12 protein-coding genes are annotated in these 13,076 nt (G+C 34.2%); 3 read left to right on the forward strand and 9 right to left on the reverse strand.

Translation table 11 applies throughout. From position 1 onward, the window contains the following. Positions 1-146 precede the first annotated feature (146 nt). The gene (locus HOO91_13180) at positions 147-3,602 is read left to right on the forward strand and encodes a hypothetical protein (GenBank protein NOU18503.1); all 3,456 of its coding nucleotides are present in this window, start codon (positions 147-149) and stop codon (positions 3,600-3,602) included. A 1-nt stretch (position 3,603) separates the two neighbouring features. Here the strand turns inward: HOO91_13180 and HOO91_13185 are convergent, their stop codons facing one another. The 5 genes from HOO91_13185 to HOO91_13205 all read right to left on the reverse strand — a co-directional run bounded on the left by HOO91_13185 (position 3,604) and on the right by HOO91_13205 (position 6,439). Further along, on the reverse strand, positions 3,604-4,020 hold the full coding sequence (locus tag HOO91_13185) for a hypothetical protein (GenBank protein ID NOU18504.1): 417 nt from the start codon (positions 4,018-4,020) through the stop codon (positions 3,604-3,606). Between the two features lie 12 nt (positions 4,021-4,032). Then, positions 4,033-4,614, reverse strand: coding sequence for a sigma-70 family RNA polymerase sigma factor (locus HOO91_13190; protein NOU18505.1), 582 nt, complete (start codon positions 4,612-4,614; stop codon positions 4,033-4,035). Continuing rightward, entirely contained in the window at positions 4,595-4,948 is a 354-nt protein-coding gene (locus HOO91_13195; protein NOU18506.1) for a hypothetical protein, read from the reverse strand. Before HOO91_13195 ends, HOO91_13190 begins: the two co-directional genes overlap by 20 nt. Positions 4,949-5,149: 201 nt before the next feature. Beyond that, positions 5,150-5,995: a hypothetical protein gene (locus HOO91_13200; protein NOU18507.1), complete on the reverse strand. Its 846-nt coding sequence runs from the start codon at positions 5,993-5,995 to the stop codon at positions 5,150-5,152. A gap of 90 nt (positions 5,996-6,085) precedes the next feature. Further along, positions 6,086-6,439: an MmcQ/YjbR family DNA-binding protein gene (locus tag HOO91_13205; GenBank protein NOU18508.1), complete on the reverse strand. Its 354-nt coding sequence runs from the start codon at positions 6,437-6,439 to the stop codon at positions 6,086-6,088. Positions 6,440-7,229: 790 nt separating this feature from the next. On the opposite strand from HOO91_13205, the gene HOO91_13210 reads away from it, so the two are divergent. Beyond that, positions 7,230-8,756 (forward strand): oligosaccharide flippase family protein, encoded by a 1,527-nt coding sequence (locus HOO91_13210; protein ID NOU18509.1) that lies wholly within the window; start codon positions 7,230-7,232, stop codon positions 8,754-8,756. A gap of 15 nt (positions 8,757-8,771) precedes the next feature. After that, entirely contained in the window at positions 8,772-9,965 is a 1,194-nt protein-coding gene (locus HOO91_13215; protein ID NOU18510.1) for a glycosyltransferase family 4 protein, read from the forward strand. Positions 9,966-9,971: 6 nt separating this feature from the next. Here the strand turns inward: HOO91_13215 and HOO91_13220 are convergent, their stop codons facing one another. The 4 genes from HOO91_13220 to gcvH form a co-directional block, all read right to left on the reverse strand. Then, positions 9,972-10,763: a class I SAM-dependent methyltransferase gene (locus HOO91_13220; protein NOU18511.1), complete on the reverse strand. Its 792-nt coding sequence runs from the start codon at positions 10,761-10,763 to the stop codon at positions 9,972-9,974. A 6-nt stretch (positions 10,764-10,769) separates the two neighbouring features. Then, entirely contained in the window at positions 10,770-11,471 is a 702-nt protein-coding gene (locus HOO91_13225; protein NOU18512.1) for a methyltransferase domain-containing protein, read from the reverse strand. Then, complete coding sequence (locus tag HOO91_13230; GenBank protein NOU18513.1) at positions 11,456-12,571, reverse strand: glycosyltransferase; 1,116 nt, start codon at positions 12,569-12,571, stop codon at positions 11,456-11,458. Before HOO91_13230 ends, HOO91_13225 begins: the two co-directional genes overlap by 16 nt. A gap of 73 nt (positions 12,572-12,644) precedes the next feature. Beyond that, a complete protein-coding gene (gene gcvH / locus HOO91_13235; protein ID NOU18514.1) occupies positions 12,645-13,025 on the reverse strand; it encodes a glycine cleavage system protein GcvH in 381 nt (126 codons plus the stop codon). Positions 13,026-13,076 lie beyond the last annotated feature (51 nt).

Genomic DNA, 13,076 nt, shown 5'->3' on the forward strand with positions numbered 1-13,076 from the left:
TAACAAACCGTTAGTATTTATAAAACATTGATAATTAAACAGGTGTAAATTATCTCTCAAACTCATTTATGACTATGATGTTAGGATTTATTTCCTATAAAAAATGGGTGTATTTTCGTATGTTCGTTAATAAAAATTTATATCGCTTGATCCGTATAGCCCAATTAACATTTTTGATTTTAATAAACATCAGTTTATTTGCTCAATCATATACGAATAAGCGAATTATAAAAACTGTTGCCATTTCCGATACGATAAAACTCGATACGCTCAGCATTATTCCCAGTTCATTTTTTATGATCGATAATAATGGTAGAACTATAGATTCTACTTATTATAAACTGATGTATTCCGAATCAATTCTTATTCCATCAACCAAACTTAAAGAACAGTCAAATACATATAGCGCTGTTTATCGCGTATTTCCTTTATCTTTTTCGAAAGAATATTTCAATAAAGATAGGAGTAAGTTTTTCTCCCCTGATAGTTTAATTGGAAAACAAATAATTAAATACACCGTAAATAATACGTATCAAAAGCCATTCGGAGACAATATCGAATCATCAGGTAGCATTTCAAGGGGAATAAGTTTTGGAAATAATCAGGATCCAGTTGTGAATTCTGGGCTTAATTTACAGATTAGCGGTAAATTAGATAATAATATTAGTATTGAAGGAGCTATTTCGGATAAAACCATTCCTTTTCAACCACAAGGGAACACACAACGGTTGAAAGAGTTTGATCGTATTTATCTTAGGGCGTATACTTCAAATTTTGAAATTCAGGCTGGGGATATCGAGGTTAAATCGCAGAACAATGGGTTTCTAAGATATAAAAGAAAGGTTCAAGGACTTTCTTTATCGACTAACCAAGATTATATTTCAGTAGGTGATACTTCTAGTATAAAAGCCTCTATGGCTGTTGCTAAAGGGATATTTTCTAGAAATTCATTTACTGGTATCGAGGGTAACCAAGGACCATACAAATTAAAGGGATCCGAGGGGGAGACCTATATTATTGTAATTGCAGGGAGTGAGCGGGTTTATATTGATGGGAAAGCATTGACAAGAGGGGCAACAAATCAGTATACAATTGATTACAACACAGCTGAGGTTTCGTTTACACCAATGATGCGAATTACTGGGAATAGCAGAATTAGCGTTGAGTTTGAATACACAAATAGAAGTTATGCCCGGTTTGTACTTGCATCTGAAGTTGAGCAAAAAATTAAAAGAACTAATATTAGAGTTAGTGTTTTTTCGGAAAAGGATAGTAAAAACCAGCCTGTCGATCAGGATATATCCAAAGAGCAAATCGGTTTACTCCAAAATATCGGCGATAATATCAGCCAGGCATACATTCCACAAATTGACTCGGTTGACTTTAACCCCGATAAAATACTATATGAAAAACGAGACACGGTAGTAAATAACACAACCTATATAATATATAAGCACTCAATAACGCCTCTATCATCTCATTTTCAGTTGAATTTCACGTACATGGGAGAAGGTAAAGGGAGTTATGTTCCATTGTATAGCAATGCTAATGGTAGGGTATACACATGGGTTGCGCCTGTAAATGGTAAATCGATGGGTAACTATGAACCTGTTAAAACTTTGGTTCCCCCAAAGCAGAAGCAGATGGTAACTGTTTTTGTTGAAAGAAGAATATCTAGCGATGAGTTTATTAGTTCTGAGGTTGCCTTGAGTCGAAATGATATTAATACATTTTCATCGAAAGACAAGGGGAATGACATTGGGCAAGCACTTAGGATTGAGTTTAAGAAAAATATATTTAAAAGAGATACTATTCGAAGCACATGGATATCTGGTAATGGGGCAATAACATCGTATAACTTTTCAAACATTGATAGATACCGAGATGTTGAGTTTGAGCGTGATTGGAATATTAATCGACCTACAACGGGTGGTGATGAGAAAGAGTTTTCAATGGGAATTGGGTTTAAGAGCAAAAAGTGGTTTTTATCCGGCATATCGCAAGGACTTGCCCTTACAGATGATTATTGTGGGTTAAGGAATACTATTAAAGGGCAGTATAGAACAATGAAATTGAGAAATGAGTTTGAGGTTAGTAATCTTTCATCTAAGGACTCACTTAAAACATCTGATTTTAATAGATTAAGAATCGTATCTGATATCAATATTAAAAAAATAGTTTTTGGTTTAAATTTTGAGGGAGAGGATAATAGCCAAAAGGACAAGAATACTAACAAACTACTACAAACAAGTTTCAGATGGTTTCAGTCAGAATTCAATATAGGGTTACCCGATTCATTACCGAGAATGGTTAGTTTAAATTATAAATTTAGGAAGGATTGGAAAACTCCTGAAACACAGTTAAAAACTTATTCTTTTTCACAAGATATAGGTCTAAAGGTGCGATTAGCTAAAAGGCAAAACAGCAGGCTAAATTTTTATGCGGGTTATCGGCTATTCAACCCAATTGATACAACATATGCAAAATCGTTGAAAAAGGAAAACACCCTTTTAAGTAGAGTCGACTATTCGTTTATAATTGTCAAGGGTTTAATGTCTACAAATGTTGGATACGAATTAGGGAATGGCCTTGAACCAAAATATCAATACTACTATGTAGAAGTCCCTGCGGGGCAAGGTGTTTTTACTTGGATTGATTATAATGGCAATGGAATTAAGGAACTTGATGAGTTTGAGATTGCTGCTTTTAAAGATGAGGCAAAGTATATACGTATTAACCTACCATCAAATCAGTATGTCTCAGTAAATAACAACGCTTTTAGTGTTCAAAGCGATTTTCGTCCAGAGAATGCGATTAAAGACACCATTGGTTTAGGCCTATTTATTAGAAAGTTATCAAATCAGTTTGCATTTAGTGCAAGACAAAAGAATAACTATCCTCAATTATCATCAACTATGAACCCTTTCAGAAACAATGTTTACGATTCAAATATTGTGAGTATAAATCAGAATTACAGGAACTCTATAGCATACAACCGGTTTAGTCGGACATTTGGTGTGGAATGGGTAAATAGTAGATCTGAAGCAAAACAGATTCTTGCAAATGGGTATGAAATTTCCAAACTAAGAAATAATCAGTTTGTAGCGTGGATAGGTATTTCACAGGGGTTTAGCATTAGAATAAACTATAATTCAGAAAGTAGAATTCAACTTTCAGAGTTTTTTAACCAACGCAACTTTAATTTAAAGAAAGATATTCCGGCAATTAAAATCAGGTATATCGGGATGTTGGGATTAAATGTTGAGGTTGGCTATGAGTATGAGTATGCAAGAAATAAAATCGGGTCGGAGATGAAGAGAGGGCATACAATATTGTCGGAAATAGGTTATAGCATAAGAAACAAATCCTGGATTAACATATCATCAAATATTTCAAAAATAAGCTATGCGGGTGATTTAGGAACTCCAATAGAATATGAACTTCTCAAAGGGTTTAAACCTGGAAATAACGCAACATGGGAGTTAAAGCTACGAAGAAAGATATCCAATTACTTCGAAATGGATATTAGCTACAACGGTCGATATATTTCAACAGGCACCACGGTTCATACAGGCAGTATGCAAATTAGAGCCGTGTTCTAAATTAGACCAATAGACAACTGAAAAAGGACTCCCGTTTTGATATGAGTTTACTTAAAAAATAATCGAGTCCTATAAAAAACAATCCTCCAGAAGCAATCATCAGAGCATATTTACTTAATGCTAAAAATGATATAATACTTGAAATATTGGGGAGGAAGTCCAATTTAATTTGATAGGTTATACTAGCAAGATTAAGCGCATAAAGCATCAACCAAACCAGCAGTACGCAAGGAACTATCGCTAAGATCCAGAATAATGGCGAATTGCTTAAAGGGTTTGGTTCAACCTCAATCTGCTTTATAACTTTTTGTGTAAAATTTTGAGGCGGTTCAATCTGTATTAATTTAAGGTTATCGGTAAGCCAATCATCATGCAGTTCATCACCTATTTTATCGAAATTATTGAGATCCTGATTCATAGTTATTTGGTATTAAAGTAACATTGCAACCTCTTCTTTAAGCAAAACCTCAAGTTGAGTGTAAAGTTTTTTTCTTCCTCTATAGAGTTTAACCTTAATATTTGATTCGGTTAAATTCGTTATTGTAGCAATTTCGTTTATGTTGTTACTATCAACATAATAAAGAGTTAGTAGTGCAGATTCTTCGGGTTCAAGCATTTCCATCGCCTTGCCAAGGTACTTGCTTCGATCATTTGCCGATAAACTTTCTAGAGCACTCGTTGTTTCGCTTGGAATATCAAATCTAGTTTCAACCTCAACCTGCAAAGGCTTGTACACTCTCGCCTTCGAAATGGCATTGTTGTAACAGATACGGTATAGCCAAGTAGAAAACTTACAATCGAACCGAAATGAATCAAGCGCATTGAAGGCTTTTATAAATGTGTCCTGAGCAGCCTCCTCCGCATCAAGTTGGTTTTTAAGAATACGATATGATAGTGTAAAAACCATCCCCTTATACCTATCAACAAGTGATGTTGTGGCACGAGAATGGTTTTTAACCGCCAAACTAATGAGCTCTTCGTCGGAGAGTTTACTAAACTCCGTCTGGATCATTCTTCTTTACAATAAAGAAATAAACTAACAATCCTAAACCGCCAAATAGAAAAACCATTGCGAATTGAGCACCCTCTTCAAGATCTGTGCTCTTCTCAATCAATGAAGCAAAAAACAGTCCTAATGCAAGACCGATTAAAAGCAAACTCCATTTTAATGCGGCAAGTTTATTTGTTGTTGGTTTTGGGTAAAAAACTTTTGGATCAACCCCCTTCTCCAACATTGCAAGTCGTTGTTTGTTGCGAGTAAATAGGTAGTAAAAAACTAATCCAAACGTTGTACCAAATGTGAATACTATCGCAATTATTGGTATCCATACTTCTTTTGCATCCATGATAATATTTTTTTAAGTTCACAGGATATGACGCAGACAATTCGAAGGTGGTTACAAACTTTTTAAAAAAGCGGTCAATATTCCATTTAATGTTTGAATCTATTTGAAAAAGGAATGATGAATTATTGGATTCTAATTTCTCTCTTCCAATATCCCATCACTCCTACTAAATCTAATGCTGTAATGTTTAAACTTACGAGTTTAGGGGTTCGATTTAACCACTTCTCCTGCAAAAGCATCTATAGTTTTAGAATCAGTAGCGCCATAAAAATCATAATAATACTCAATAAGATACTTTTTAATTGACTCATCATTCATTTTCTGACGTTTAAGTATGGGTAAAATGGTCTTGAATTCATTACGAAGCGTCTCCTTATCTACAAAAACAAGTGTGAGTTTGGTAATCTCCTCGCTTGAACGAGAGGATTTCTCATATAGGTAGACAGTAAGATCAGTCACCTCATTACCATTAATCGGACCTGCTTTAGTTGAGAGAATTTTATCTTTCTCTATCTTAATAGTTTGCTGCTCATAACCAAGCATTTTAGATACAGGGCTGTTATTAACCTTGTAGTGAAATACAATAAATTTATTATCGCTTAGTGGATATTTTGCCGAGTTAAGAGCAATGTCAACATTATCGCCAATAACAGAGAACTTATCTGTTCCGAAATAATTTTTAAGGTCGGTTACTTCCTTTTCATTAGGATTAAAACGAACAGACATTAGGCTTCGCCTTTTAGTAACAAGAGCAATATCCCTAACCATTGCGGTCAATACTCGATTTTGCTTTGCGGCATTTGTCTGTGGAGTGGGTAACTTAAGCATGAATCGAGCCATCTTCTGGTTGATGGTGATAACATACGCCTCAAAGTTTTCGAATTTAACCTGATCGCTAGGGTTAAGCACATCCCCGGGCTTAACTAGTTTTCCTGTCTTAACAAAGGATACATTTCCGTTCACCTTTGTAACATTGTATGTATCCTGAGCTTGAACTCCAAGAACAAGCATCAGAAGCAGGGCAACAATTGAAGTAGTTGATTTCATGGTATGTGGAATTAGCATTTGTCGAATAATGATTTTATGATAATTGAATAATATATAACAAGTAGCATACCAAAAATAGCTAAAAAATGATTAACCTAGCAAAACCTCATTTCTTTTTGCCTTTGGCAATGATGCTAATACCAAATCGTAGGATAAATCTATTAGTTCTTTAATCAAGTTTTCGGGCAAAGATCTATCCATGTAAACGGTATTCCAATGGAGTTTACTCATATGGTATCCAGGTATTATTGCTGAGTATTGCTCCCTTAGCTCAACGGCTTTTTCAGGATTACATTTAAGATTAACGCTTGGCTCACCATCAAGATTGGTTAGGGCAAACATTTTACCCCCAACTTTAAAAACCAGAGTTACCTCATCGAAAGGAAATCCCTCGGTTACCCCTTTTTTTGAGATACAGTATTCCCTTAATTCCTCAATATTCATTTGGGTTTATGTTGATATTTCAACTGATATCTTTTTGTTGGCAAATTAATAATTTTATTGAAGAACTTCATTTTTGTAAGACTTTTGTACTAATAAATACTTTGATTTGAATTAATGCATATCTGCAAAAATTTCAAAGTTCGTTACACTTTTTCCTTAGAAAAATCAATGACCAATTAACCTACGAATAGTATCGGGATATCTGTTTGTACGATTGGTGCTGTACTTAATGATGGCATATTGATTTACATTTCTTAAATAACGTGAGTTCGATGTAAGAAATAATGTATTAACCTATATATCAGTCAATTTAATTTATTTGAATCAATGGAAAACTGGAATAATGGAACCGAGCTTGCGAGTTCGACGAAGTCAAAACTGGAAGATATAAGCAAGAATCTAACCTCTTGTTTTCCAATATTGGCTACGCAGAGTTTCGCTTCGCTCTAGCTCCATTATTCCACCATTCCATTCATAAATATTGTATTTGTAAATAATTGTTTATTATATTGTTAATGTGACTTCTTATATCGAGTCCACGTTAAATATCCTATTTGCCTTAAACGAAATTTTAATAAACCCTTGGCGTTTCTGTAAATTGTCAAATAATCTGAAAAATATTGGCGCATCACAAATTACCAAGCATTATAAAGGAAAAGAATGATAAAATTGACATTTAGCGTATTACGCAAGGAGTAATTGAATTTTGCTTTTATTCAAATAAATTCTATTATCTTTTTACTCATTACAATTTAGTAATATTGCACCATATCATTTCATCAGTAAATTGATGCAAAAGCAATTCAAAAATTTACTAAAAGGAATTTTAATTTATGGTTTTGGCAACGTTTCCATAAAACTTGTTGGACTCGTACTACTTAAACTTTATACCAATCCAAAATACCTTTCAGTTGAGGAATACGGCGTTTTCAGCATGTTGGAGGTTTCTATGATGGTTGTAGTCTCTCTTTTCAGCCTTGCGCTTAATAATGCGTATATCAGATGGTACTGGGATAAAGATTATATAAACCAAAGGAAAAGCATCCTGTTTTCATGTTTAGCAGTACTATTAGGAACGGGAATCATACTCTCCTTTTCGGGTTACTTTAGTTCAAAAACCATTTCTATTGTACTATTCGGTAAGGATACCTTCGCCTTACCCATAACATTGATGGTTATTGGTGCATCCATTCAATTCTTGATCGACCTTGTCCTTGCACAAATGAGGGTTGAGGAGAAACCTACTTTTTATATCTCATCAAACATCCTAAGGTTAACTGTTTCTTTGATTGCCACAATTTACCTGCTAAAATATGCGCATCGTGGAGTGGTCGGTATACAAGAAGCTCTACTACTTGGTAATTTTGCATTTGTTTTCATTACTATTCCATACTTACTAAAACATATCGAGGCGAAATTTAACCTAGCGGTTATTAAAGATATGCTGCATTTCAGTCTACCCTTGGCTATTGGTTCCATTTCGGGTGTTCTGCTAAACGTATTCGATCGATATGTGCTTAACTTTTCATCGACTTTACTCAATGTTGGGTTGTATACCCTTGCATTTAAGATAGCGAATACAACCAAAATATTCATCATCAGTTCAATTCAGATTGCATTAACCCCAACCTATTTTAAGTTGATGAATCATCCAGATCATAAATCCATTTACTCGAGGATTATGACATGGTTTACGATTGTAGTGGTTTACGCTTCGCTATTCATTTCTCTTTTTGGGCTTGAGATTACAAAACTTTTCTCGACAGGAACGATTTACTGGGATGCTTACAAGATTATACCCATTCTCAGTCTTGGGATAATCTTTGCCACGTTAAAAGATACTTCAGTTATCGGACTTCAGGTTGTTAAGAAGACAAAGATTATAGGGATTACACTTTCTGGTATAGCTGTGCTGAGCTTAGGCTTGAACCTTTTATTGGTCCCTTTTTTGGGTCCCATTGGAGGTGCTATTTCATCATTTTTAGCACAGTTTATTTACTTCACAATTATTCATTACTACGCCCAAAAGCACTATCACATACCCTACAGGCTTGATCGCATATTCATAGTTATTCTTGTTGGAATAATCCTTTATATTGCGGGAAGTTTATTTAACAACTACTCCTTGGAGATTAGAATACTCTCAAAATCAATTTCATTATTCCTTTTTCCGTTTTTACTCTTCTTTTTTAGAGTGTTCGATAAGTCTGAGGTTGATGTCTTAAAATCATTTATTACTAGCATTAGGAATATATTCATCAATGCTGCACCCAAAGAAATTGATGAACAAATTTCAGAAGTTGAAGAACCACAATAAATAAAGGAATCTGTTATGAGGATTGGAGTTATTCTTGATAATGAATTCACGATAGATATAAGGGTTTCGAATGAAGTTAACTACCTTAGATCTATTGGTTATGAGATTCATATACTTTGCCCAAACTATAATAATCAAAAGGAGTTTGAGGTCATTAATGATATTTCAATCCATCGCTTTAGATTAAGTAAATCAACAAAAAATAAACTTTTCGGGTTAATGAATACCCTCCCTTTATATGAGATTCTTTGGATAAAGAAAGTGCGTACTTTTGTAAATGATATTAAACCTCAATACCTCCATGCCCATGATTTATATATGGCAAAAATAGCCTACAAAGGAGGGGAAGGGGTTCTGCCTGTCATTCTTGATCTTCACGAAAATTTCCCAGCAGCAATATTATCCTATAAATGGTCCTCCAAATTTCCTTACAATTTATTGAGTAGACCCAAAGCATGGCAAAAGAAAGAGTTTAAATACCTTGAATATGCAAGTAAAATAATTGTTTTGAGTAAATCTTTTAAATCTGCTTTAACCCAAAGATACCCTAAATTAAAACCCCAAAATATTTTTATTTACCCTAACGTTCCTGATGTTAAACAAATGTTTGTGTTTCCAATAAAAGCTGATATATTTCTAAAAAAAGAACGATTTATTCTATTCTACTTTGGAGGAATTAGTGAGCGAAGGGGGATTTTCACCTGCTTTGAGGCCATTAAAATCCTTTCTAATAAGATTCCATCTATCCATCTCCTACTAATAGGACCCATTGATGGACATGAGCAAGCAACATTCGATCAATACATGAACAATCCTACTCTAAAGGAAAGAGTTACACACTACCCTTGGAAAGACATTAGCGAATTCTCTTCGTATGCCATTGCTAGCAATATCTGTCTATCTCCCATTTTTAAAAATGAGCAGCATGAATCGGGGGTGGCAAATAAGGTTTTTCAGTACATGCTTTTCAGTAAACCGCTAATTGTATCGGATTGTACGCCACAAATCGAAATTGTTGAAGGGAGTAACTGTGGATTAGTATTCAGGAGCAACGATGCAATCGATCTAGCCGAAAAAATTAAGTATTTATACGACAATCCAAAACTTTGCGCTGAAATGGGAGTCAGAGGAAATCAATCGGTTTTAGATGAGTATAATCTGATAAAGTGTGGGGAGCAACTAAAAAATCTATACAAAAGCCTTTCTTAATTTCCTTTACTTAATTCCTTTGGCTTTTAGTACTGCAAAGAAGTTAGAACCATATTTCTTTTTATATAATCTAGGAGAAATAATGCGAACAACCCCTTCCGTAAAGTAATATAGTTGCCAGAATAACCTTAGGTGAATTTTTTTAGATTTTACCCTCAACAGCCTATTCTTTGAATAGGTTTTGAAAAATATTTTATCGAAATGGGCATTATCTGTAAAATAGTTGATGATCTCAAAACCTCCTCTGTCAATTAGCTTTTTTGCATCGTTTAAGTCATAATTTCTTAGGTGCCCTGATGGATCTGTTTCACCATATTTACGATTCCGATTGTTGTAACATTTCTCAAGCGGAAGGTTGAGTATAACATATTTTGAAACCTTAGAAACCTCTCTTAAAAATTGTTCATCATCGGGAATGTGTTCAATGATATCGGAAAGAATAACAATATCAAATCTATCAACAGAAAAATAGGTATTCCACTTCTTTTGAATATCCTCGATAGTTCCACATACGAAACCACAATCAGGGTATAACTTTTTTGCATAATCGATATTCTCGGCTGAAATATCGATGCCAAAGCGAACTTTAATCGCTAATTTATCAGCAACACTATTTAGTAGAATTCCGAGAGCACAGCCAACTTCAAGAATATTATCCTTTTTAACTACGGCTGAAATTCCTTTTGCTAAATTTTGAACTTTCCATTGTATGGCAATCTTATATTCGTTAAGTCTATTGGGATCTGAACGAAATGCAACGTAATCATGCTGCTCATCATAAAACTTTGAAAAGTCCATTCTTTGCTACTTTTTTAGAACATAAACAATTGCTCTCCCCTTTTTAGGGCCTCCCATAAAAGGATAGAGAATTGGTAAAATAGTATTTCTAAGAATTGAAAATCTTGATAATTCTAAAAAATGAAATATCGGGATTGCACCTGCAAAACCTTTTTTTAACACCCTTAACTTATTCTGATTAAACATGTTTTCAAGCTGAACATACGAAAGAGGAGTAATATGACCATGCTTCAAATCGGCATTTTCAAAGGCGATAAGGGTGCCTCGCATTAAAAATCGTAACCTTGAGGTAAAGTTGGAAATATTTGGAGTGCTTAATACGATAATGCCGTCATCTTTAAGCAAAGACATACAATCACGAAGATACTTCCATGGATTTTCAAGGTGTTCTATTATTTCAAGAGCAATAAGAATATCGTATTTTTCTGTAAAATTCGAAGATATATCTTTGTTCAGATCAAGTTTTATTCTTCTTTGTACATTGGCTCGAATTTGACTTTCGTCTATATCGCAGGCATCGACTTTCATTCCTGCATCAACTAAGCGCTGGGAGAAGGCTCCTTGTCCGCATCCAAAATCAAGAATGTGTAAATTCTTGCTTAGAAATGGTTGCATTAACTTGAATACATCATCATGCAATCCATATGCTGCCATTTCCTGAATACCATTGTATTCGAGTTGATGTAGCTGTCCTACTTTGATAAACATAAGCGATACAAATTATTTGTTTTAAGCATAAATGGTATTGAGGAGAAACTATTTAAGGCATAGTTTTTAATTTCTTCTGATTTATAACTTTCATAATTGGTATGAATATTAATTATTGCATTCATAAACTGATCAACATTATCTGTATCAACAAGAATTCCGCTGGTATAGTTCACTATATCTACAGGACCCCCACATTTAGTGGCAATTACTGGAATCCCCGAAGCCATAGCTTCAACCAAAACAATTCCGAATGTTTCATATTTTGAAGCTAGTACAAAAACACTTAAATCATTATAAAAACTAGGTATGTCTGGAGACAAAATTTCTCCCAAAAAGCCACATTTATTCTCTATCCCAAGTTCTCGTGATAGATTTCTATAGTATTCTAAATATTTACCAGCTCCTCCAACTCGAATGAAATACTCAAAGGGTAACTCTAGACAAGCTTTTAATAGAATATCAAGTCCTTTATTATGAGAATTCATTGAACCTAAAAATCCTATAACAAACGGATTCGTATTCTGTTTATTTGTTTTAAACCTTTCAATATTGATCACATTGGGAATTACCTCAACATTATTTATACCTACTGCCTTTAATTCCGCTTTTAAGGTATTGCTAACTGCAACAACCCTAAAAGCCCTCTTCATTGCAAAAAGAGAGAGTATTCGATGAAATACAGATCTAAAGGTGGTTTTAATCTTTGTATGTTCTGTTGTAATGAAAGGGATTTTATAAAATTTCTTGATCAGCGAGGCAACTATACCCGAAGGGTATGAGTAATGACAATGTATTAAATCTGGTTTAAAGTCTGATAAAACCTTTATTGTAGCATAACACGCAGCAACAATATAATTAAACTGATTGTAAATAGGAAACGATTTAGCTACTGTTATTCTATACAAGGGATAACCCAAGGTGGTATCTTTTATTAACTTATAGCTAAAAAACGGTTTAAACCTTGTATAATCAACTCGCAATCTTACCACGCACACGTCATGTTCTTTCGCAATTGCACTAACTTGTTCTTTTACAAATATTCCATTCCAACTTTCAAGACGATCAGGAAATGTAGAGGTAAGAACAAGGATTCTCATTGGTTTGATATCGTTATATTGAGAGGTAATGTAAAAAAAACCCCGGTACTCTCCGGGGCTCTTTTTAGGGAGGTTATGCGTTGATAAGCTCCTTGTATTGCTCTGGTGTTAAAAGCTCATTAAGCTGAGCGACATCAGTCATTCTAATTTTCACCATCCAACCATCTCCGTAAGGATCTTTATTAACAACGTCTGGGGAGTCAAGAAGTTTTGGGTTTACCTCAAGAATTTCACCAGCAACAGGCATAAACATATCTGATACGGTTTTCACAGCTTCAATTGTACCAAAAACTTCTTCTTTTGCAAGGGTTTCGCCTTGAGTTTCAATCTCAATAAAAACAACATCACCTAGCTGACCTTGGGCAAAGTCCGTTACACCAATAATAGCATTACTTCCTTCAGCTTTTATCCACTCGTGATCCTTTGTGTACTTTAAATTTGTAGGAACATTCATGATTATAATTTTTTGATTGTTAACGTTTTGTTTATTTTGTTGTCCCAAAAT

The organism is Bacteroidales bacterium (assembly GCA_013141385.1).
In the GTDB taxonomy this organism is placed as follows: Bacteria; Bacteroidota; Bacteroidia; order Bacteroidales; family Tenuifilaceae; genus UBA8529.

Excerpts from the sequence above, each read along its gene's own strand:
- HOO91_13215 (NOU18510.1), top strand. The coding sequence starts at position 8,772 with ATGAGGATTGGAGTTATTCTTGATAATGAATTCACGATAGATATAAGG.
- HOO91_13185 (NOU18504.1), bottom strand. The coding sequence starts at position 4,020 with ATGAATCAGGATCTCAATAATTTCGATAAAATAGGTGATGAACTGCAT.
- HOO91_13225 (NOU18512.1), bottom strand. The coding sequence starts at position 11,471 with ATGTTTATCAAAGTAGGACAGCTACATCAACTCGAATACAATGGTATT.
- HOO91_13205 (NOU18508.1), bottom strand. The coding sequence starts at position 6,439 with ATGAATATTGAGGAATTAAGGGAATACTGTATCTCAAAAAAAGGGGTA.
- HOO91_13195 (NOU18506.1), bottom strand. The coding sequence starts at position 4,948 with ATGGATGCAAAAGAAGTATGGATACCAATAATTGCGATAGTATTCACA.
- HOO91_13200 (NOU18507.1), bottom strand. The coding sequence starts at position 5,995 with ATGAAATCAACTACTTCAATTGTTGCCCTGCTTCTGATGCTTGTTCTT.
- HOO91_13230 (NOU18513.1), bottom strand. The coding sequence starts at position 12,571 with ATGAGAATCCTTGTTCTTACCTCTACATTTCCTGATCGTCTTGAAAGT.
- HOO91_13190 (NOU18505.1), bottom strand. The coding sequence starts at position 4,614 with ATGATCCAGACGGAGTTTAGTAAACTCTCCGACGAAGAGCTCATTAGT.
- HOO91_13220 (NOU18511.1), bottom strand. The coding sequence starts at position 10,763 with ATGGACTTTTCAAAGTTTTATGATGAGCAGCATGATTACGTTGCATTT.
- gcvH (NOU18514.1), bottom strand. The coding sequence starts at position 13,025 with ATGAATGTTCCTACAAATTTAAAGTACACAAAGGATCACGAGTGGATA.
- HOO91_13210 (NOU18509.1), top strand. The coding sequence starts at position 7,230 with ATGCAAAAGCAATTCAAAAATTTACTAAAAGGAATTTTAATTTATGGT.